Origin of the sequence: Acinetobacter sp. BHS4 (assembly GCF_018454425.1) — a bacterium.
Taxonomy (GTDB): domain Bacteria; phylum Pseudomonadota; class Gammaproteobacteria; order Pseudomonadales; family Moraxellaceae; genus Acinetobacter; species Acinetobacter pittii.
Genome location: NZ_CP075323.1, coordinates 457,261 through 475,048 on the forward strand (window position 1 = coordinate 457,261; position 17,788 = coordinate 475,048).

Below are 17,788 nucleotides of genomic sequence, written 5' to 3' on the forward strand. Positions count from 1 at the left end.
ATTTAATAAAGAAATTGTATCTGTTTTGACGATTTACTCTTCAGTATCCTCATCTGATGCTTCAGGGATCGCGTCAACGTCAAATTCCGGCTCTTGATCAAGCGTAAAATGCAGGCGTCCAGCCATAACACTTGCTAGCTCTTCTAAACCTAACTTATTAAGTGAGGAGAAAAGTTGAATCGAGAAATCAAGCTTCATTTTTTTCAGTTGTTGCTTAACTTCTAATAGCACTTTGTTTGCAGGGCCACGATTAAGTTTGTCTGCTTTCGTTAAGAGAATATGAACAAAGAGATGACGTGAATAAGCCCACTCTAGCATCATCATGTCGAAATGCTGTAGAGGATGGCGAATATCCATAAGTAATACTAAGCCTTGTAAGCTTTTACGATGGATTAAATAGTTCTCTAATTCTTTTTGCCATACTCGTTTCATATCTTCAGGTACGGCTGCATAGCCATAGCCAGGAAGATCGACTAACCGTTGATCAGGATTGCCTAAACTAAAGAAGTTAATCATCTGAGTACGGCCGGGTTTTTTAGAGGCGCGCGCTAACTGTTTTTTATTGGTTAATGCATTGATAGCACTAGACTTACCGGCATTTGAGCGTCCTGCAAAAGCGATCTCGTAGCCACTATCTTCAACACAAAGTGCCAATTTAGGTGCACTCATTAGAAACTCAGCTTGGCGTAACCAGTTGAGTGATTGCACAGCATATGCCGTGATCGCTGGATCTGGTTTCTTTTCATAGCTGATCTTTTGCTTGGGTGCGAGTCTGGCTTTGGTGTCTTTCGATTTTTCACTACGACGCATAAAAAATAACTTTTTAAATGAGAGGGCTCGCGCCTAGTATAAAGGAGCTTGGGTATTCTTGCTAATTTTCAATAAGTCGACTTATCAAAATCAGTAGAGCTTAGATTTGTAAAAATGCAATAGGGGAGTTGGCAGGAGCAGATTTTGATTGCTGCAAAACTTCTCCGAGTGTGTATTGATCTAGACTTTGATAAAAGCTCTCTAAAGCCTGATCTAAAATACCTTTTAAACCACAGTGACTGCGTAATACACAAGGTGGTGTATTACATTCAACAATTTGATTGTCGCCCTGTAATATTCGAACAATTGAACCTAAATTTGAGTTAAGTGCCTCTGGATTTAAGCGAATTCCGCCGCCTTTTCCACGAATGGTAATAATCCATTCCTGCTTGCCCATGAAGTGAACAACTTTAACTAGATGGTTTTGTGAAACATGCAAATCTTTCGCGATTTCTGCAATCGTGTAGGGTGCATCACTTGGGCGTGCAACATACATTAAGAGTCGTAATGCATAATCGGTAAATTTATTAAGTTGCATGATCACCAAAAATGGAAGAGATTAAAAGGATGATCATCTTAGCCTGAAAGTCTAAATAAGAAAACTTTCAGGCAAGAGGTTTTTACATTACAGCGTTAAAGGGGCTGAAACCTGTACTTGATCACCAACTCTATAATGCTCAAGTAGAATATTAGCAACTGAAAACTCAGTATGATTTTCTTCAGGCTGCACTTCAAAGTGATACGAGTTATCTTCTTGAGCTTCAGTAAATTTAAAAGCTTTCGGTTGTTCAAGTTGTTGCTCGGGAACTTGTACTTTAACTGAAATAAAGGCATTTGCTGGGCTAGTCAGTACGTCTTCATGGTCAGTTGCTTTTAAAGTGAAGCGTTTGCCAGATTCCAGAGGATCAATTTGAGTAATTTCAAATGAACGCCAGCCAGCCCATCCACCTTTTAAGCTTTCAAGTTGTTCGTATTTTTGTTTTTCAACACCAATCAAGATATCAGCCAACTGTAAGTATGCTTGTTTCCACGCTTCAATAAGCTCTGATTCGAATGGCACGTTGAGTACTTCACTAATTGAATGAAGCAAGTTGTCCCCAACAATTGCATATTGGTCTGGTTGAATATCTAAGCTCACGTGTTTAGTGGTGATGCGTTCTACCGCTTTAGCTAGAACAGTAGGGTTCTCAATATTTTCTGCATAAGCAAGCACAGCAGCTGCAAGAGCACGTGGCTGACGTAAGCTGGTTTGGTCATCTAAATTAAAAACATTTTTTAACTCGGGATTGTTATTAAGCATGCGCTTATAAAAGTATGTAGTCAGCGTAACGCCGTGTTCACGTAAAACCGGTACAGTAGATTTAACAAGTTCAATTTGTTGTGGAGTCATGGCTAGACCTTATTTATCTGGCTATATAAGATGTATTTAAAATACATCTTTAAAAAATTAATGGCAATAACTTTTTTATAAAAAACCATAAAAAAATTAGGGGATATAAAATCCCCTAAAATTAACGCAATTTTTTTTAATATTTTTATTTACCAAATAAAGAGCCGAGCAAGCCCCTTACGAGTTTTTGGCCGGTACTTCCTCCTAAACTGCGTGCAGCACTTTTGGCAAAAGTTCCCACAATGTCTTGTGTGAGTTTAGCTCGTTCACGGGCTGCTCTTTCTTCCTCTTTTAATTGCTCACGTGCCAAACGTTCCTGCTCTTTAGCTTGCTGTTTTGCTAAAGTTTCTTGTTCTTTAGCTTGTTGTTTTGCAAGTTCGGCGTCTTGCTGCTGTTGTTCGCGTTCAGCAACTTTATTCTGCAGCATTTCATAGGCACTATCACGATCTACAGCTTGTTCATAAACCCCAGCAATAATACTTTGCGAGATTAAAGTCTGACGCTCTTCTGGAGTGATCGGTGTAAATGCAGAGTACGGAGGCATAACCCAACCACGTTCTACAATCTGTGGTGTACCTTGCTCATCTAGACAGCTAATGAGTGCCTCACCAACACCAAGTTGGGTAATAGCTTCATCAACTTTAAACTCGGGATTAGCACGGAAAGTGTCTGCTGCGGTTTTTACAGCTTTTTGATCTTTAGGGGTGAATGCACGTAATGCATGTTGAACGCGATTACCAAGTTGACCAAGAACGCTTTCGGGTAAATCGAGTGGGTTTTGAGTAATAAAGTAGGTACCCACCCCTTTGGAGCGGATTAAACGTACCACTTGTTCAATTTTGTCTTGTAGAGCTTGGCTGGCATTATCAAATAACAAGTGAGCTTCATCAAAGAAAAACACGAGTTTAGGCTTATCCATATCACCCACTTCTGGTAGCTGTTCAAATAACTCTGAAAGCATCCATAAGAGGAAAGTGGCATATAACTTAGGCGTATTCATGAGCTTGTCGGCAGCAAGAATATTGATATAGCCGTGTCCGTTTGCATCAGTTTGGATAAAATCCAGAATATTTAAAGCTGGTTCCCCAAAGAACTGTTCTCCACCTTGGTCGGCAAGAGCGAGTAAGTTGCGCTGAATGGCACCTAGGCTGGCTGGAGATAAATTACCATACTCGGCTTTAAACTCAGCTGCATGTTCACTCACAAAAGTGATCATGGCTTTTAAATCTTTAAAGTCGACTAAAAGTAAACCTTGGTCATCTGCAATACGGAATACAGCAGATAAAACACCTTCTTGGGTATCATTTAAGTTTAGTATGCGTGCTAATAAAATTGGCCCAATTTCAGAAATGGTGGTTCGGATAGGATGACCTTGCTGACCAAATAAATCCCAAAAAACAACTGGATTCGCTGAGAATGGAACACTATCAATTTGTAAAAGTTTTAAGCGTTCATTAAATTTATCCGAAGCTTCACCAGCTTTTGCAAGACTCGAAACATCGCCTTTAGCATCGGCAAGAAATACCGGCACACCGATTCGAGAGAAACTCTCTGCTAGAACTTTTAACGTAACTGTTTTACCTGTACCTGTCGCGCCTGCAATAAGTCCATGACGGTTAGCAAACTGGGGAAGTAAAACAATTTCTTTTGATGTGTCCTTAATATTTTTAGCAATAACAATCGGTGTACCCATATATTTTTATCCTATGGTTTGAGTCACTATAATCTTGTCGTTTTACAGTTGTTTCAGTGCATTTTCGATATCTTGTATCAAATCTTGCGGATCTTCTAGTCCTATACAGAATCGAACCAATAATCCTTGTTGTAAATGTGTATTCTCAAGTTTTCTCATCATTTTTAAATCATAAAGCATAATCAGGCTAACGGGTCCACCCCAGCTAAAGCCGAGCTTAAATAACTCTAATGCATCGCAGAAACGACGTACTGCTGTAATGTCATATTCAGGTTTAAAAATAACACTCACTAAGCCAGCACTTTGATCGTCTATGCAGATTTCTTGCCAATATTGATGGCCTGGTGAGGATTCATCACTTGGGTGTAGAACTTGTGCAAATTGAGGCTGGTTCTTTAGCCATTTAAGTAGAGTGTGAGCATTGGCTGACTGTTGTTCATAGCGTAAAGACATATGAGCAAGGCTGCGTTGAACTTGAGCTGCATCATCTCCAGAGATTGCGATGCCCAAAATAGCATGCGTACGGAATAAGCGGTGATGAAGTTTCTCATCACGAGTTACAATGCTACCCATTAAAATGTCACCACCACCACTTGGATATTTGGTTAGTGCGTGAACGGTTAAATCAACAGATAGATGTTCATCAGAAAAATTGAAAGCATTAAACGCAAGCCCCGCTCCCCAAGTATTATCTAGAGCAGTCAATACACCATTTTTTTTAGCTTTTTTGACTAGATTTTTAAGATCAGGGAATTCTAAAGTAACTGAACCTGCAGCTTCTAACCATAATAGTTTACTTCTTTCGGTGGGTTGAAAACTTGCAGCGTCAATGGGGTTATATACTTTAACAATAATGCCATATTGACTTTGTAGATAAGTTAAATGTTCTAGATTTGGCCCGTAAATATTGTCTGGAACCCATACTTCATCATTAGTGCTTAAAAATGCTGAGTTCACAATATTAATTGCGGATAGGCCACTCGGTGCAAGTAAACAATGCAAGCCACCTTCAATTTGCGCAATATTGTCGCCTAAGGTGAATGTGGTAGGAGTGCCATGTGTTCCATAGCTATAGTCATACTTATCAGTCCAGTGACGATCAAAAAGGTGCGAAGTTGATTTGAAAATAATAGTTGATGCGCGAAATAGGGGAGGTTGCACTGTTTCAATGAATTGCGGAGCCTTTCTTGGGGCATGAATGAGACGAGTCTGGAAATCGTTATGCTTTTTCATAGTGCGTTATGTTTTAAATGATAAAGTTAGATTAAGAGAAATTTAAATTCTTCGCTAGATTTATAAAGTTTTGTAAGACGTTTCGTTACAGTAGACCTATAAAACAAAAACTTGGCTTTATTTTTGCAAAGATCACTACAACATTCTAACAACAATAGGTTTAAGCGCATGAAGTCGCATTTAAGAGTTCATTATTTTCAACATATCGCGGGTGAGGGTTTTGGGAGTTGTTATTCATTTTTAAAAGCCCACCACGCGACTATTAGTTCTACGGAGTTTTTTGCACTTCCGGTTGATCGGTCACTTGAAATAGAAGCTTTACCACAAATTGATGAGGTTGACTTATTATTAGTCATGGGTGGCACCATGAGTGTAAATGATGAGGCGAATTATCCATGGCTTAAGATAGAGAAAAGATGGTTGCGTCGTTATTTAGCAGCAGGAAAGCCTGCTATAGGTCTCTGTTTGGGTGGACAGCTAATTGCTAATGCACTAGGCGCCGCAGTCAGTCGAAACCGCTATCAGGAACTTGGCTGGTCGACAGTTCAAAGGGTGGCAAATTTACCTCAAGACAGCTTTCCATTGCCTGAAAAGATAAAGGTGATGCAGTGGCATAGCGAAACATTTGAAATACCCAAAGGTGCTATACACTTAGCCGAGAATATAGCTTGTCGTAATCAGATGTATCAAATTGGAAAAAATGTGCTTGGTTTTCAATTTCATCCAGAAATGACACCAGCAACGTTAGAACTCTTGCTTGAAAATGAAGAAGAGCTATCTATTTTTAATGGGGAATATGTTCAGCCTGTGAGTGAACTGCAATATTCAGAAGCACAAAAATTTGAACAAGGTAATCAACTCTTAAATAAAGCGATTGAATTTGTCATAAATGCCTAGAGTGAGTTGAGAATACTAGGTTAAAGTGCGTTTTGAACAAAAAATAGAAAAAGAGAATTGCATAAGACTTAAACAATCGTTATAATGGGCGACCCTCAAAAGGAGGGGCATTTACTGCGAAGAAAGTAGTAAATGTGCATTACAGTCGTGGCATCGATCATGACCTTAGTGATTTTCACTGCCTTTGACACTTACCAATGGGTGAGATGCGTCAAGGGTGATTCTTTATATGTTTGGCTTGGAGTTTACTGGTATGTCTAACCAGAGAATTCGTATCCGTTTGAAGTCTTTTGATCATCGTCTGATTGATCAATCTGCTCAAGAGATCGTAGAAACCGCTAAGCGTACTGGCGCACAAGTTTGTGGTCCAATTCCGATGCCTACTCGCATCGAACGCTTCAACGTTCTTACTTCACCGCACGTTAACAAAGATGCGCGTGACCAGTACGAAATCCGCACCTATAAACGTTTGATCGACATCGTTCAACCTACAGATAAAACTGTTGATGCATTGATGAAATTAGATCTTGCGGCTGGTGTTGATGTTCAGATCGCTTTGGGTTAAGGCTTTCGGTTGATTAACTTCTAAGTTAATTAGGCCGCTTTTTTAGAGGTTTATGCACATGGCTATTGGTTTAGTCGGTCGCAAATGTGGTATGACTCGCATCTTTACAGATGCAGGTGTTTCTGTACCTGTTACAGTCATCGAAGTCGATCCAAACCGCATTACGCAAATCAAAACACTTGAAACTGATGGTTATCAAGCTGTTCAAGTAACTACTGGTGAACGTCGCGAATCTCGCGTAACTAACGCTCAGAAAGGTCACTTCGCGAAAGCTGGTGTTGCTGCTGGTCGTTTAGTTAAAGAGTTCCGTGTTACTGAAGCTGAGCTTGAAGGTCGTGAAGTTGGCGGTACTATTGGCGTTGATTTGTTCGCAGTTGGTCAAATTGTTGACGTAACTGGTCAATCAAAAGGTAAAGGTTTCCAAGGTGGTGTTAAACGTTGGAACTTCCGTACTCAAGACGCTACTCACGGTAACTCAGTTTCTCACCGTGTATTAGGTTCTACAGGTCAAAACCAGACTCCTGGACGCGTGTTCAAAGGCAAGAAAATGGCTGGTCACTTAGGTGACGAACGCGTAACAGTACAAGGTCTTGAAATCGTATCTATTGACGCTGAACGTTCTGTTTTAGTTGTTAAAGGTGCAATTCCTGGTGCAACTGGCGGTGACGTGATTGTACGTCCTACCATCAAGGCCTGAGGGGAAATACCGTGAATTTAAAAACTGTTTCCGGCTCTGCTGTTGAATTGTCTGAAGTTGCTTTCGGACGTGAATTTAACGAAGCTCTTGTACACCAAGTTGTTACTGCTTACTTAGCAGGTGGTCGTCAAGGTACTCGTGCTCAAAAATCACGTGCAGACGTTTCTGGCGGTGGTAAAAAGCCATTCCGTCAAAAAGGTACTGGTCGTGCTCGTGCGGGTTCTATTCGTAGCCCTATCTGGGTTGGCGGTGGTAAAACTTTTGCTGCTCGTCCACAAGATTGGTCTCAAAAAGTAAACCGTAAGATGTACCGCGGTGCAATGCAATGTATCTTAGCTGAACTTGTTCGCCAAGATCGTCTTGTATTGGTTGAAGAGTTTGCAGTTGCAGCTCCAAAAACTAAAGAATTGCTTGCAAAGCTTAACGACTTAAATGCTGCTCGTGCATTAATCGTTACTGACGCTGTAGATGAGAACTTATATCTTGCAGCACGCAACCTTCCGCATGTAGATGTGGTAGATGCAACTGCAATCGATCCTGTAAGCTTGATCGCGTTTGATAAAGTTGTGATGTCTGTAGCTGCTGCTAAGAAAATTGAGGTAGAACTCGGATGAACAACGAACGTATCTATCAAGTCCTAAAAGGACCAGTCTTCTCAGAAAAGGCACAAGTATTAGGTGATACTGTTGGTGTTCAAGTATTTAAAGTAGACATCAATGCTACTAAACTTGAAATCAAAAAAGCAGTTGAAAAACTTTTTGGTGTAGAAGTTGTTAAAGTTAACACAACTATTACTAAAGGTAAGACTAAGCGCTTTGGTCGTACATTAGGACGCCGTTCTGATGTTAAAAAAGCATACGTCACCCTGAAAGCTGGCCAAGATGTTGAAATGGCTGACTTGGGCGATACCGCTGAAAGCGCAGCGGAATAAGGACGAAAATTATGCCGATTCAAAAATGTAAGCCAACGTCTCCAGGACGTCGCTTTGTAGAGAAAGTGGTTCATGACCATCTTCACAAAGGCGCTCCTTACGCACCGTTGGTTGAAGCTAAAAAACGTACTGGTGGTCGTAATAACAACGGTCACATTACTACTCGTCACGTTGGTGGTGGTCATAAACAGCACTACCGTATCGTTGACTTCAAACGTAACAAAGACAGCATCCCAGCTGTTGTAGAGCGTATTGAATACGATCCAAACCGTACAGCACATATTGCTTTGTTGAAATATGCTGATGGTGAGCGTCGTTATATCATCGCACCTAAAGGCTTACGTGCTGGCGATAAAGTACAATCTGGTAACGATGCTCCAATTCGTCCAGGTAACTGCTTGCCACTTCGTAATATGCCGATCGGTTCTACACTTCATAACGTTGAACTTAAAATTGGTAAGGGTGCGCAATTAGCGCGTTCTGCTGGTGCTTCTGTTCAGTTGTTGGGTCGTGATGGTTCTTACGCAATTATTCGTCTTCGTTCAGGCGAAATGCGTAAAGTACATGTTGAATGCCGCGCTGTAATTGGTGAAGTTTCTAACCAAGAAAACAACCTTCGTTCATTGGGTAAAGCTGGTGCTTCGCGCTGGCGTGGTGTTCGTCCTACCGTACGTGGTATGGCGATGAACCCGATTGATCACCCGCACGGTGGTGGTGAAGGGCGTAACAAAGGTATTCAACCTGTAAGCCCATGGGGTCAAAAAGCTAAAGGGTACAAGACACGTACCAATAAGCGTACGACTAAGATGATTATTCGCGACCGTCGCGTCAAGTAAAGGAATCTGACTAATGCCTCGTTCTCTGAAAAAAGGCCCATTCGTCGATGCGCACTTGTTCGCTAAGGTTGAAGCGGCTGTTGCTAGTAACTCTCGCAAGCCGATTAAAACTTGGTCTCGTCGTTCGATGATCCTTCCAGATTTTGTTGGTTTAACAATTTCTGTTCATAATGGTCGTAACCACGTTCCAGTAATTGTTACTGAGCATATGGTTGGTCATAAACTCGGTGAATTCGCGCCAACTCGTACCTATCGTGGTCACGGTGTTGACAAGAAATCTAAACGTTAATAGGTGTCATGATGGAAGTAACTGCTAAATTACGCGGTGCCGCTATCTCGGCACAGAAAGCACGTTTGGTTGCAGATCTTATTCGCGGCAAATCTGTTGCGCATGCTTTAAATATTTTAAACTTCAGCAATAAAAAAGCTGCTGTTTTAGTAAAAAAAGCATTGGAATCTGCGATTGCAAACGCTGAACACAATAACAGTTTAGATGTTGATGATCTTAAAGTATCTACGATTTACGTTGACGAAGGCATGAGCCTTAAACGTATTATGCCACGTGCTAAAGGCCGTGCAGATCGTATTACTAAGCGTACTTGTCACATCACCGTTAAGGTAGGGGTTTGATATGGGTCAGAAGGTTCATCCAATCGGTATCCGCCTAGGTGTTGTGAAACGTCATAACGCTAACTGGTATGCGAATCCGAAACAATACGCTGAATACTTGCTTAAAGATCTTCAAGTTCGTGAGTTTTTAACTAAAAAACTTAAGAATGCGATGGTAAGCAACATTCTTATCGAACGTCCATCAGGCGCTGCTAAAGTAACTATTAGCACAGCTCGTCCTGGTATCGTAATCGGTAAAAAAGGCGAAGATATTGAAAAATTACAGCGCGAACTTACCAGCATTATGGGTGTTCCAGCGCAAGTAAGTATCAACGAAATTGATCGCCCAGACTTAGATGCGCGTTTAGTTGCTGAAGCAATCGCTTCTCAATTAGAAAAGCGTGTAATGTTCCGTCGTGCTATGAAACGTGCGGTTCAAAACACTATGCGTGCTGGTGCTAAAGGTATCAAAGTTGAAGTGTCTGGCCGTTTAGGTGGTGCAGAGATTGCTCGTACAGAATGGTATCGTGAGGGTCGTGTACCTTTGCATACATTGCGTGCAGACATTGACTATGCAACTATGCGTGCAGAAACAACTTACGGTACGATTGGTGTTAAAGTTTGGATTTTCCGTGGCGAGATTTTAGGTGGCATGAAACAAGTCATGAACCCTGCTCCTGCTGAAGATCGTCCAGCTAAACGTGGTCGTGGTCGTGGTGAAGGTCAAGAGCGTCGTGGTCGTCGCGGTGACCGTGCTGCTGACAAGGGAGAATAATCCATGTTGCAACCTAAACGTACCAAATTCCGTAAGGTGCACAAAGGCCGTAATACTGGTCTAGCGCATCGTGGTAGTACAGTATCATTTGGTTCGATTGCAATTAAAGCAACTGAACGTGGTCGTATGACTGCTCGTCAGATTGAAGCTGCACGTCGTACTATTAGCCGCCGTATTAAGCGTGGTGGTAAAATCTTTATTCGCGTATTCCCGGATAAGCCAATTACTCAAAAGCCTCTTGAAGTGCGTATGGGTAAAGGTAAGGGTAGCGTGGAGTACTGGGTTTGCCAGATCCAACCAGGTAAGATCCTGTACGAAATTGAAGGTGTGAACGAAGAATTAGCGCGCGAAGCATTTGCTTTAGCTGCTGCTAAACTTCCGTTTAAAACCACTATCGTGACTCGGACGGTAATGTAATGAAAACTAAAGATCTACGTGAAAAATCGGTAGAAGAGTTGAAAGCTTTGCTTGATGAGCAACAGCTTAACCAATTCCGTCTTCGTATGGCGAAAGCAACTGGTCAGTTGGGTAAATCGCATGAAGTGCAAGTTGCTCGTAAGACAATTGCTCGTATTAAGACACTCCTTACCGAAAAACAGGGGAACGGACAATGAGTGAAAAAACAGTCCGCACGTTAACCGGCAAAGTAGTAAGCGACAAAATGGACAAGTCTATTGTTGTTCTTATCGAACGCCGCGTTCAACACCCGTTGTATGGCAAGTCAATTCGCCGTTCAACTAAGTTACACGCTCATGATGAAAACAATGTTGCTAAGCTTGGCGATGTTGTGACCATTAAAGAAAGCCGCCCAATTTCTAAAACTAAAGCTTGGACTTTAGTGGAAGTAGTTGAAGCAGCTGCTGAGTAATTCGACGTTCTTGTTGCATCATCGGTCAATTTCGAGTACTCTTTGAGCCTTTCGAAATTGTGACCGGTGATGCTCGGTTTTGGAGTAGGGCAATGATTCAAACCGAAACTATGCTCGACGTAGCAGACAACAGTGGTGCTCGCCGCGTACAATGTATTAAAGTACTTGGTGGTTCACATCGTCGTTATGCTTCTGTTGGCGACATTATTAAAGTTACTGTAAAAGAAGCAATCCCACGCGCACGTGTTAAAAAAGGTGACGTGATGAATGCGGTTGTAGTTCGTACTAAATTCGGCATTCGTCGTCCAGATGGTTCTGTGATCCGTTTTGATGATAATGCTGCAGTTATCCTGAACAACAACAAAGCTCCGATTGCTACTCGTATCTTCGGACCAGTGACTCGTGAACTTCGTACTGAACAGTTCATGAAAATCATTTCATTGGCTCCTGAAGTTCTATAAGAGGCAATCATGGCTAAGATTAAAAAAGGCGATCAAGTTATCGTGATCGCAGGTAAAGAAAAAGGCAAACAGGGTACTGTATTGTCTGTTTCTGAAGACCGCGTTAAGGTTGAAGGCCTTAACTTAGTGAAGAAGCATCAAAAGCCGAATCGTGTAACTGGCGCTGAAGGCGGTATCGTTACTCAAGAAGCTTCGCTTCATATTTCAAACGTGGCAATTTTAAATGCTACAACCCAGAAGGCTGACCGTGTTGGTTACCAAGTGATTGATGGCGTGAAAACTCGCGTTTATAAATCAAATGGTGAATCAGTGGCGGTAGCGAAGTAATAGGTTGAAAAGGCAATGGCCAGACTTAAAGCACGTTACAACGAAGAACTTAAAGCGAAGTTACAAGAAGAACTTAGCATTAAGAACGTGATGGAAATTCCACGCATCACAAAAATTACCCTAAACATGGGTGTAGGCGCAGCTGCAACTGATAAGAAATTATTAGATGGCGCTGTAGTCGACATGCAATTAATTGCTGGTCAAAAACCAGTAATTACACTTGCTCGTAAATCTATCGCTGGTTTCAAAATCCGTGATGGTTGGCCGATTGGTTGTAAAGTTACTTTACGTGGCGACCAAATGTACGAATTCTTGGACCGTTTGATCTCAATCGCAATCCCTCGTATCCGTGACTTCCGTGGTTTCTCTTCGAAATCATTTGATGGTCGTGGTAACTACTCAATGGGTTTGAAAGAGCAAATCGTTTTCCCTGAAATCGATTTCGATAAGATTGATCGTATTCGTGGTATGGATATTACTATTACTACGACTGCTCGCACCGATGACGAAGGCCGTGCGCTTATGCGTGCATTCGGCTTCCCGTTCAAATAAGAGGTCGATATGGCTAAGAAAGGTATGATTAATCGCGAATTGAAACGCGAAAAAACAGTTGCTAAATACGCTGCAAAACGTGCTGAATTAAAAGCTACGATTGCAAACGTAAATGCAAGTGAAGAAGAGCGTTTCGAAGCGATGTTAAAGTTACAAGCATTGCCACGTAATGCATCTCCGGTACGTCTTCGTAACCGTTGTGGTTTAACTGGTCGTCCTCATGGTTACTTCCGTAAGTTCGGTTTAAGCCGTAACAAATTACGTGACACAGTAATGCAGGGTGATGTACCAGGCGTTGTTAAGGCAAGCTGGTAAGGAGCGACTAAATGAGTATGCAAGATACCGTTGCCGACATGCTAACACGTGTTCGTAACGCACAAATGGCTAAGAAACAAACTGTTTCTATGCCTTCTTCTAAGTTGAAAGTTGCAATTGCAAACGTACTTCAACAAGAAGGTTATATTTCAAATGTAGAAGTTGCTCAAGAAGAGACAAAATCTACTTTGACAATTACTTTAAAATATTTCGAAGGCAAACCAGTTATCGAAATGGTTAAACGCGTAAGCCGTCCAGGTCTTCGCCAATACCGTGGTAAAGATAAACTTCCAAGCGTTAAGCAAGGTTTAGGTATTGCAATTGTTTCTACAAGCAAAGGCATCATGACTGATCGCGCTGCACGTGCTGCGGGCGTTGGTGGTGAAGTTATTGCTTTTGTTTCTTAATAGGTGATTCCTCATGTCTCGTGTGGCTAAAGCCCCAGTAACTGTACCTAATGGTGTAGCAGTTACTCAGAACGGCCGGCAGGTCGAAGTGAAAGGCAGCAAAGGTACATTGTCTTTCAACCTGCATGCGCTGGTCGAGCTAAAACAGGAAGAAGGTAAACTTCAACTTGCTCCAGTTAAAGAATCGAAAGATGCTTGGATGCAAGCTGGTACTGCTCGCGCTGTATTGAATAACCTTGTAAAAGGGGTTAGTGAAGGCTTCGAACGTAAGTTGCAGCTAGTTGGTGTTGGTTATAAAGCTGCGGTTAAAGGTACTGTTGTAAACCTTAACCTTGGTTTTTCACACCCAATTGACTACGCTTTACCTGAAGGTGTAACAGCGGAAACTCCAACTGCTACTGAAATCATTTTGAAATCAGCAAACAAGCAGTTGTTAGGTCAAGTAGCGGCAGAAATCCGTGCATATCGTTCTCCTGAACCATATAAAGGTAAAGGTGTTCGTTATTCGGATGAAGTCATTCTTCGTAAAGAAGCTAAGAAGAAATAAGGCGCGAGGTTCTTATGAACGAAAAGAAACAATCCCGTTTGCGTCGTGCGAAAAGCACACGCTTGCACATTCGTGCATTGGGTGCGACTCGTTTGTGTGTAAACCGCACTCCGCGTCACATCTATGCTCAAGTTATTTCAGCAGATGGTGGCAAAGTTTTAGCACAAGCTTCAACTTTGGATGCATCTTTACGTAGCGGTACTACAGGTAATGTAGACGCGGCTACTAAAGTAGGCGCTTTAATCGCAGAGCGTGCGAAAGCAGCTGGTGTAACTAAAGTTGCATTTGACCGTTCTGGTTTTAAATATCATGGTCGTATCAAAGCCTTGGCTGATGCTGCTCGTGAAAACGGCTTGGAGTTCTAATCATGGCTAAAGTTGAACAAAACGAAGGTCTTGTTGAAAAGCTGGTTGCCGTTGATCGTGTAGCCAAAGTTGTTAAGGGTGGTCGTATCTTCTCTTTCACAGCATTAACTGTTGTGGGTGATGGTAATGGTCGTGTTGGTTTTGGTCGTGGTAAAGCTCGTGAAGTTCCAGCTGCTATTTCTAAAGCACTTGAAGCTGCACGTCGCAACATGATTACTGTAGACCTTGCAGGTACTACTTTACAACACCCTGTGAATGCTCGTCATGGTGCAAGCCGTGTATATATGCAACCTGCTTCTGAAGGTACTGGCGTAATCGCTGGTGGCGCTATGCGTGCCGTTCTAGAAGCTGCAGGTGTACATAACGTACTTGCTAAATGTTATGGTTCTACTAATGCTGCAAACGTAGTAAACGCAACTTTCAAAGGTTTGCGTGATATGACTTCTCCTGAGAAAGTCGCTGCGAAACGTGGTAAATCAGTAGAAGAAATTCAAGGGTAATCAATCATGAAAACGATTAAAGTTACCCAGACTAAATCTTCTTCACATCGCTTGAAAAATCACAAGCTTTGCTTACAAGGTTTAGGTCTGCGTCGTATTGGTCATACTGTAGAAGTGCAAGATACGCCTTCTAACCGCGGTATGATCAACAAAGTCTACTATATGGTTAGTGTAGAGGAATAAGCCATGACTCTGCGTTTAAATGAACTTGCGCCTGCAGAAGGTGCAAAACGTGAACACCGTCGTTTAGGCCGTGGTATCGGTTCTGGCGTTGGTAAGACTGGTGGCCGTGGTGTCAAAGGTCAAAAATCACGTAAAAGTGGTGGCGTTCGTCCAGGCTTTGAAGGCGGTCAAACTGCGATTTATCGTCGTTTACCTAAATTCGGTTTCACTAGCCAAATCGCTTTAAAAACTGCTGAAGTACGTTTATCTGAGTTAAGCAAAGTTGAAGGCGACATCGTTAGCCTAGAAACTTTGAAAGCTGCGAATGTTGTTCGTCGTGACCAAATTCGTGCTCGTATCGTACTTTCTGGTGAAATCACTCGTGCATTCACTGTTCAAGGTGTTGCATTGACTAAAGGCGCTAAAGCTGCGATTGAAGCAGCTGGCGGTAAAGTCGAGGAGTAATCTCGAGTGTCTATGTCTCCTAGTTCTTCAGGTCATGTCAACATGATGAAAGGTCAGCCATTTCATGTGAAATACCGTGAAATTATTCGCCGGATGAGTTTTCTAATCGGTGCATTGCTGGTCTTTCGACTAGGAGCGCATATTCCAGTACCAGGCATTAATAATGCTGCGTTAGAAAATTTATTTCATGCGAACCAAGGAACTATTCTTGGGCTATTCAATATGTTTTCTGGCGGTGCTTTAGAGCGAATGTCTATTCTTGCTTTAGGGATTATGCCGTACATTTCTGCGTCAATTATTGTGCAGTTAATGTCCACTGTAATTCCATCACTTGAAGCCTTGAAAAAGGAAGGTGAGCAAGGTAAGCGTAAAATTAATCAGTATACGCGTCAGGGCACATTGTTGCTTGCAGTGGTTCAAGCAGTTGGTATGTGTGCAGGTTTGATTGGTCAGGGTATTACTCTGTCAGTTGGTCTTGCGTTTTACATCCCAGCAGTAACTTCACTTGTCGCTGGAACTATGTTCTTAATGTGGCTGGGTGAGCAAATCACTGAAAGAGGTATTGGTAACGGTATCTCAATGATTATTTTTGCAGGTATTGTCGCTGGTTTGCCTAAATTAATTATGCAATCAGTTTCTTCTGTAGATAATGGTCAGACAAGTTTAATTGGTCTTGTAATCTTTGGTCTTTTGTCTTTAGGTGTATTGGCAGCTATTGTGTTTATTGAAAAAGCACAACGTCGCATTCCAGTAAACTATGCGCAAAAGCAACAAGGGCGTCGTATATTTACAGCACAGCAGACGCATTTGCCATTAAAAATTAATATGGCTGGTGTTATTCCTGCGATTTTTGCAAGTTCTTTACTCTTGTTCCCAGCAAGTCTTGGTCAATGGGTGGGAAGTGCAGATCCAAATGCTGGTTTTATTAAAAGCAGCTTACAAGATTTAGCTTTAGTATTGTCGCCTGGACAGCCTTTGTATTTGGTGCTCTTTGGTGCGTTAATTATCTTTTTCTGTTACTTTTATACGGCTTTAGTATTTAGCCCTAAGGAAGTATCAGAAAATCTAAAACGCAGCGGAGCTTATGTGCCTGGTATTCGCCCAGGTGAGCAAACTGCTCGTTACTTAGATCATATTCTTAATCGTTTGACGTTTATTGGTGCGATTTATATTACGGTCATTTGTTTAATGCCAATGATTCTACAAAGCTCTTTTGCGATTCCATTCTATTTGGGTGGTACCTCATTATTGATCGTAGTTGTCGTGGTTATGGACTTTATGGCTCAGCTACAAGCGCATTTAACATCTCATCAATATGATAATCAAACATTAATGAGAAAAACGACTGCTCATCCTAAGGGATAAGCGCACTTAGAGGTTTCATCATGAAAGTACAAGCTTCTGTAAAGAAAATTTGTGGTAGCTGTAAAGTTATCCGTCGTAATGGGGTTATTCGCGTAATTTGTAGCGCAGAACCTCGTCATAAGCAGCGTCAAGGTTAATCTAATCAAGACCTGTTGATTTCAGTAGGCGAATTGGGTTAATATCCGCCCCTCAAGATTTTTGTGGGGCGGTTGATTATCTCTACTGCCTTTTTGGAGAAAGTGAATGGCTCGTATTGCCGGTGTAAACATTCCGGATAACAAGCATGCTGTTATCTCCCTCACTTACATCTTTGGTATCGGTCGCCACACTGCTAAGAATATCTTAGCTACAGTTGGTATTACTGAAACTACTAAGATCCGTGAGTTGGACGATGCTCAGCTTGATGCGATTCGTGCAGAAGTTGCTAAGGTTCCTACCGAAGGTGACTTACGTCGCGAAATTTCCATGAACATTAAACGTTTAATGGATTTGGGTTGCTACCGCGGCCTTCGCCATCGTCGCAGCTTGCCTGTCCGTGGTCAACGCACCAAAACTAACGCACGTACCCGTAAAGGTCCGCGCAAACCGATTAAAAAGTAAGATTTCTGGAAGCTAAAAGATGGCTAAAGATACTCGCACACGCAAGAAGGTCACTCGTACCGTCTCTGAAGGTGTTGCACACATTCACGCGTCTTTTAATAACACCATTGTTACGATTACTGATCGTCAAGGTAATGCATTGGCTTGGGCCACCTCAGGTGGACAAGGCTTCCGTGGTTCACGTAAATCAACTCCGTTTGCTGCTCAGGTAGCTGCTGAAGTTGCTGGTAAAGCAGCTTTAGATTACGGTTTGAAAAATCTGGACGTCCTTGTAAAAGGTCCTGGTCCAGGTCGTGAGTCTGCGGTTCGTGCATTAGGCGCAGTGGGTTATAAGATTAACAGCATTACCGATGTGACTCCAATTCCTCACAACGGTTGCCGTCCACCTAAAAAACGTCGCGTGTAAGGAGAAACATTC

30 protein-coding genes and 2 pseudogenes are annotated in these 17,788 nt (G+C 42.0%); 26 read left to right on the top strand and 6 right to left on the bottom strand.

From position 1 onward, the window contains the following. Nucleotides 1–33: 33 nt before the first annotated feature. The 6 genes and pseudogenes from yihA to KIP84_RS02185 form a co-directional block, all read right to left on the bottom strand. Nucleotides 34–810, bottom strand: a complete 777-nt coding sequence (gene yihA / locus KIP84_RS02160) for a ribosome biogenesis GTP-binding protein YihA/YsxC (RefSeq protein ID WP_002116788.1) — start codon at nucleotides 808–810, stop codon at nucleotides 34–36. Nucleotides 811–910: 100 nt separating this feature from the next. Continuing rightward, on the bottom strand, nucleotides 911–1,348 hold the full coding sequence (locus tag KIP84_RS02165) for an Rrf2 family transcriptional regulator (RefSeq protein ID WP_032063095.1): 438 nt from the start codon (nucleotides 1,346–1,348) through the stop codon (nucleotides 911–913). A gap of 87 nt (nucleotides 1,349–1,435) precedes the next feature. Next, complete coding sequence (locus KIP84_RS02170; RefSeq protein ID WP_014207751.1) at nucleotides 1,436–2,200, bottom strand: globin domain-containing protein; 765 nt, start codon at nucleotides 2,198–2,200, stop codon at nucleotides 1,436–1,438. Nucleotides 2,201–2,202: 2 nt separating this feature from the next. Then, nucleotides 2,203–2,356 (bottom strand): annotated as a pseudogene (locus tag KIP84_RS02175) (hypothetical protein). Further along, a complete protein-coding gene (locus KIP84_RS02180; RefSeq protein WP_213689247.1) occupies nucleotides 2,346–3,893 on the bottom strand; it encodes a helicase HerA-like domain-containing protein in 1,548 nt (515 codons plus the stop codon). Before KIP84_RS02180 ends, KIP84_RS02175 begins: the two are co-directional and overlap by 11 nt. 42 nt (nucleotides 3,894–3,935) lie before the next feature. After that, complete coding sequence (locus KIP84_RS02185) at nucleotides 3,936–5,126, bottom strand: PLP-dependent transferase (protein ID WP_213689248.1); 1,191 nt, start codon at nucleotides 5,124–5,126, stop codon at nucleotides 3,936–3,938. A gap of 168 nt (nucleotides 5,127–5,294) precedes the next feature. Between KIP84_RS02185 and KIP84_RS02190 the strand changes: the two genes are divergently transcribed. From KIP84_RS02190 to rpsK, 26 genes and pseudogenes are all read left to right on the top strand, one after another. Next, a complete protein-coding gene (locus tag KIP84_RS02190) occupies nucleotides 5,295–6,023 on the top strand; it encodes a type 1 glutamine amidotransferase (RefSeq protein ID WP_002116949.1) in 729 nt (242 codons plus the stop codon). Nucleotides 6,024–6,276: 253 nt separating this feature from the next. Further along, the gene (gene rpsJ / locus KIP84_RS02195; RefSeq protein ID WP_000070912.1) at nucleotides 6,277–6,588 is read left to right on the top strand and encodes a 30S ribosomal protein S10; all 312 of its coding nucleotides are present in this window, start codon (nucleotides 6,277–6,279) and stop codon (nucleotides 6,586–6,588) included. A 58-nt stretch (nucleotides 6,589–6,646) separates the two neighbouring features. Then, entirely contained in the window at nucleotides 6,647–7,285 is a 639-nt protein-coding gene (gene rplC, locus KIP84_RS02200) for a 50S ribosomal protein L3 (RefSeq protein WP_014207747.1), read from the top strand. A gap of 11 nt (nucleotides 7,286–7,296) precedes the next feature. Continuing rightward, nucleotides 7,297–7,899 (top strand): 50S ribosomal protein L4, encoded by a 603-nt coding sequence (gene rplD, locus KIP84_RS02205; protein WP_002049755.1) that lies wholly within the window; start codon nucleotides 7,297–7,299, stop codon nucleotides 7,897–7,899. Continuing rightward, nucleotides 7,896–8,216 (top strand): 50S ribosomal protein L23, encoded by a 321-nt coding sequence (gene rplW / locus KIP84_RS02210; RefSeq protein WP_002049693.1) that lies wholly within the window; start codon nucleotides 7,896–7,898, stop codon nucleotides 8,214–8,216. The genes rplD and rplW overlap by 4 nt, the downstream gene beginning before the upstream one ends. 11 nt (nucleotides 8,217–8,227) lie before the next feature. Further along, a complete protein-coding gene (rplB, locus tag KIP84_RS02215; RefSeq protein ID WP_002049686.1) occupies nucleotides 8,228–9,052 on the top strand; it encodes a 50S ribosomal protein L2 in 825 nt (274 codons plus the stop codon). A 13-nt stretch (nucleotides 9,053–9,065) separates the two neighbouring features. Further along, the gene (gene rpsS, locus KIP84_RS02220; protein WP_001138119.1) at nucleotides 9,066–9,341 is read left to right on the top strand and encodes a 30S ribosomal protein S19; all 276 of its coding nucleotides are present in this window, start codon (nucleotides 9,066–9,068) and stop codon (nucleotides 9,339–9,341) included. An 11-nt stretch (nucleotides 9,342–9,352) separates the two neighbouring features. After that, entirely contained in the window at nucleotides 9,353–9,682 is a 330-nt protein-coding gene (gene rplV / locus KIP84_RS02225) for a 50S ribosomal protein L22 (protein WP_001982638.1), read from the top strand. Between the two features lies 1 nt (nucleotide 9,683). Continuing rightward, a pseudogene (rpsC, locus tag KIP84_RS02230) lies at nucleotides 9,684–10,500 on the top strand (30S ribosomal protein S3). Continuing rightward, nucleotides 10,440–10,853: a 50S ribosomal protein L16 gene (rplP, locus tag KIP84_RS02235; RefSeq protein WP_002049688.1), complete on the top strand. Its 414-nt coding sequence runs from the start codon at nucleotides 10,440–10,442 to the stop codon at nucleotides 10,851–10,853. The pseudogene rpsC and the gene rplP overlap by 61 nt, the downstream one beginning before the upstream one ends. Then, nucleotides 10,853–11,050: a 50S ribosomal protein L29 gene (gene rpmC / locus KIP84_RS02240; RefSeq protein WP_000849928.1), complete on the top strand. Its 198-nt coding sequence runs from the start codon at nucleotides 10,853–10,855 to the stop codon at nucleotides 11,048–11,050. The genes rplP and rpmC overlap by 1 nt, the downstream gene beginning before the upstream one ends. Beyond that, a complete protein-coding gene (gene rpsQ / locus KIP84_RS02245; protein ID WP_002116661.1) occupies nucleotides 11,047–11,304 on the top strand; it encodes a 30S ribosomal protein S17 in 258 nt (85 codons plus the stop codon). Before rpmC ends, rpsQ begins: the two co-directional genes overlap by 4 nt. A 92-nt stretch (nucleotides 11,305–11,396) precedes the next feature. Beyond that, the gene (rplN, locus tag KIP84_RS02250) at nucleotides 11,397–11,765 is read left to right on the top strand and encodes a 50S ribosomal protein L14 (protein WP_001982634.1); all 369 of its coding nucleotides are present in this window, start codon (nucleotides 11,397–11,399) and stop codon (nucleotides 11,763–11,765) included. A 9-nt stretch (nucleotides 11,766–11,774) separates the two neighbouring features. Then, nucleotides 11,775–12,092: a 50S ribosomal protein L24 gene (rplX, locus tag KIP84_RS02255; protein ID WP_002116820.1), complete on the top strand. Its 318-nt coding sequence runs from the start codon at nucleotides 11,775–11,777 to the stop codon at nucleotides 12,090–12,092. A 15-nt stretch (nucleotides 12,093–12,107) separates the two neighbouring features. After that, the gene (rplE, locus tag KIP84_RS02260) at nucleotides 12,108–12,644 is read left to right on the top strand and encodes a 50S ribosomal protein L5 (protein WP_002116961.1); all 537 of its coding nucleotides are present in this window, start codon (nucleotides 12,108–12,110) and stop codon (nucleotides 12,642–12,644) included. Between the two features lie 9 nt (nucleotides 12,645–12,653). Then, complete coding sequence (gene rpsN, locus KIP84_RS02265) at nucleotides 12,654–12,959, top strand: 30S ribosomal protein S14 (protein WP_002049689.1); 306 nt, start codon at nucleotides 12,654–12,656, stop codon at nucleotides 12,957–12,959. 11 nt (nucleotides 12,960–12,970) lie between these two features. Then, nucleotides 12,971–13,366, top strand: coding sequence for a 30S ribosomal protein S8 (rpsH, locus tag KIP84_RS02270; protein WP_002049732.1), 396 nt, complete (start codon nucleotides 12,971–12,973; stop codon nucleotides 13,364–13,366). Between the two features lie 13 nt (nucleotides 13,367–13,379). Next, nucleotides 13,380–13,913, top strand: a complete 534-nt coding sequence (rplF, locus tag KIP84_RS02275) for a 50S ribosomal protein L6 (RefSeq protein WP_002116801.1) — start codon at nucleotides 13,380–13,382, stop codon at nucleotides 13,911–13,913. Nucleotides 13,914–13,927: 14 nt separating this feature from the next. Beyond that, a complete protein-coding gene (rplR, locus tag KIP84_RS02280) occupies nucleotides 13,928–14,278 on the top strand; it encodes a 50S ribosomal protein L18 (RefSeq protein ID WP_002049741.1) in 351 nt (116 codons plus the stop codon). A gap of 2 nt (nucleotides 14,279–14,280) precedes the next feature. Further along, nucleotides 14,281–14,778 carry a 30S ribosomal protein S5 gene (gene rpsE, locus KIP84_RS02285; protein ID WP_001141025.1) on the top strand — a complete coding sequence of 166 codons (498 nt, stop codon included), beginning with the start codon at nucleotides 14,281–14,283 and terminating at the stop codon, nucleotides 14,776–14,778. Between the two features lie 6 nt (nucleotides 14,779–14,784). Continuing rightward, nucleotides 14,785–14,961, top strand: a complete 177-nt coding sequence (gene rpmD, locus KIP84_RS02290) for a 50S ribosomal protein L30 (protein ID WP_000849088.1) — start codon at nucleotides 14,785–14,787, stop codon at nucleotides 14,959–14,961. A gap of 3 nt (nucleotides 14,962–14,964) precedes the next feature. Further along, on the top strand, nucleotides 14,965–15,405 hold the full coding sequence (gene rplO, locus KIP84_RS02295; RefSeq protein ID WP_002116985.1) for a 50S ribosomal protein L15: 441 nt from the start codon (nucleotides 14,965–14,967) through the stop codon (nucleotides 15,403–15,405). Nucleotides 15,406–15,450: 45 nt separating this feature from the next. After that, a complete protein-coding gene (gene secY / locus KIP84_RS02300) occupies nucleotides 15,451–16,770 on the top strand; it encodes a preprotein translocase subunit SecY (protein WP_213689810.1) in 1,320 nt (439 codons plus the stop codon). Nucleotides 16,771–16,790: 20 nt separating this feature from the next. Beyond that, nucleotides 16,791–16,907: a 50S ribosomal protein L36 gene (rpmJ, locus tag KIP84_RS02305; RefSeq protein WP_000867907.1), complete on the top strand. Its 117-nt coding sequence runs from the start codon at nucleotides 16,791–16,793 to the stop codon at nucleotides 16,905–16,907. A 106-nt stretch (nucleotides 16,908–17,013) separates the two neighbouring features. After that, nucleotides 17,014–17,370 carry a 30S ribosomal protein S13 gene (rpsM, locus tag KIP84_RS02310; protein WP_000090816.1) on the top strand — a complete coding sequence of 119 codons (357 nt, stop codon included), beginning with the start codon at nucleotides 17,014–17,016 and terminating at the stop codon, nucleotides 17,368–17,370. 19 nt (nucleotides 17,371–17,389) lie between these two features. Beyond that, nucleotides 17,390–17,776, top strand: coding sequence for a 30S ribosomal protein S11 (gene rpsK, locus KIP84_RS02315; RefSeq protein WP_001040166.1), 387 nt, complete (start codon nucleotides 17,390–17,392; stop codon nucleotides 17,774–17,776). The last annotated feature ends 12 nt before the right edge of the window (nucleotides 17,777–17,788 follow it).

Excerpts from the sequence above, each read along its gene's own strand:
- rpsN (WP_002049689.1), top strand. The coding sequence starts at position 12,654 with ATGGCTAAGAAAGGTATGATTAATCGCGAATTGAAACGCGAAAAAACA.
- rpsQ (WP_002116661.1), top strand. The coding sequence starts at position 11,047 with ATGAGTGAAAAAACAGTCCGCACGTTAACCGGCAAAGTAGTAAGCGAC.
- rplB (WP_002049686.1), top strand. The coding sequence starts at position 8,228 with ATGCCGATTCAAAAATGTAAGCCAACGTCTCCAGGACGTCGCTTTGTA.
- rpsE (WP_001141025.1), top strand. The coding sequence starts at position 14,281 with ATGGCTAAAGTTGAACAAAACGAAGGTCTTGTTGAAAAGCTGGTTGCC.
- rpsS (WP_001138119.1), top strand. The coding sequence starts at position 9,066 with ATGCCTCGTTCTCTGAAAAAAGGCCCATTCGTCGATGCGCACTTGTTC.
- rpmD (WP_000849088.1), top strand. The coding sequence starts at position 14,785 with ATGAAAACGATTAAAGTTACCCAGACTAAATCTTCTTCACATCGCTTG.
- rplO (WP_002116985.1), top strand. The coding sequence starts at position 14,965 with ATGACTCTGCGTTTAAATGAACTTGCGCCTGCAGAAGGTGCAAAACGT.
- secY (WP_213689810.1), top strand. The coding sequence starts at position 15,451 with ATGAAAGGTCAGCCATTTCATGTGAAATACCGTGAAATTATTCGCCGG.
- rplE (WP_002116961.1), top strand. The coding sequence starts at position 12,108 with ATGGCCAGACTTAAAGCACGTTACAACGAAGAACTTAAAGCGAAGTTA.
- rpmJ (WP_000867907.1), top strand. The coding sequence starts at position 16,791 with ATGAAAGTACAAGCTTCTGTAAAGAAAATTTGTGGTAGCTGTAAAGTT.
- rpsH (WP_002049732.1), top strand. The coding sequence starts at position 12,971 with ATGAGTATGCAAGATACCGTTGCCGACATGCTAACACGTGTTCGTAAC.
- rplP (WP_002049688.1), top strand. The coding sequence starts at position 10,440 with ATGTTGCAACCTAAACGTACCAAATTCCGTAAGGTGCACAAAGGCCGT.
- KIP84_RS02190 (WP_002116949.1), top strand. The coding sequence starts at position 5,295 with ATGAAGTCGCATTTAAGAGTTCATTATTTTCAACATATCGCGGGTGAG.
- yihA (WP_002116788.1), bottom strand. The coding sequence starts at position 810 with ATGCGTCGTAGTGAAAAATCGAAAGACACCAAAGCCAGACTCGCACCC.
- rplV (WP_001982638.1), top strand. The coding sequence starts at position 9,353 with ATGGAAGTAACTGCTAAATTACGCGGTGCCGCTATCTCGGCACAGAAA.
- rplR (WP_002049741.1), top strand. The coding sequence starts at position 13,928 with ATGAACGAAAAGAAACAATCCCGTTTGCGTCGTGCGAAAAGCACACGC.
- KIP84_RS02165 (WP_032063095.1), bottom strand. The coding sequence starts at position 1,348 with ATGCAACTTAATAAATTTACCGATTATGCATTACGACTCTTAATGTAT.
- rpsJ (WP_000070912.1), top strand. The coding sequence starts at position 6,277 with ATGTCTAACCAGAGAATTCGTATCCGTTTGAAGTCTTTTGATCATCGT.
- KIP84_RS02170 (WP_014207751.1), bottom strand. The coding sequence starts at position 2,200 with ATGACTCCACAACAAATTGAACTTGTTAAATCTACTGTACCGGTTTTA.
- rplC (WP_014207747.1), top strand. The coding sequence starts at position 6,647 with ATGGCTATTGGTTTAGTCGGTCGCAAATGTGGTATGACTCGCATCTTT.
- KIP84_RS02185 (WP_213689248.1), bottom strand. The coding sequence starts at position 5,126 with ATGAAAAAGCATAACGATTTCCAGACTCGTCTCATTCATGCCCCAAGA.
- rplW (WP_002049693.1), top strand. The coding sequence starts at position 7,896 with ATGAACAACGAACGTATCTATCAAGTCCTAAAAGGACCAGTCTTCTCA.
- rpsK (WP_001040166.1), top strand. The coding sequence starts at position 17,390 with ATGGCTAAAGATACTCGCACACGCAAGAAGGTCACTCGTACCGTCTCT.
- rplX (WP_002116820.1), top strand. The coding sequence starts at position 11,775 with ATGGCTAAGATTAAAAAAGGCGATCAAGTTATCGTGATCGCAGGTAAA.
- rplF (WP_002116801.1), top strand. The coding sequence starts at position 13,380 with ATGTCTCGTGTGGCTAAAGCCCCAGTAACTGTACCTAATGGTGTAGCA.
- rpmC (WP_000849928.1), top strand. The coding sequence starts at position 10,853 with ATGAAAACTAAAGATCTACGTGAAAAATCGGTAGAAGAGTTGAAAGCT.
- rpsM (WP_000090816.1), top strand. The coding sequence starts at position 17,014 with ATGGCTCGTATTGCCGGTGTAAACATTCCGGATAACAAGCATGCTGTT.
- KIP84_RS02180 (WP_213689247.1), bottom strand. The coding sequence starts at position 3,893 with ATGGGTACACCGATTGTTATTGCTAAAAATATTAAGGACACATCAAAA.
- rplN (WP_001982634.1), top strand. The coding sequence starts at position 11,397 with ATGATTCAAACCGAAACTATGCTCGACGTAGCAGACAACAGTGGTGCT.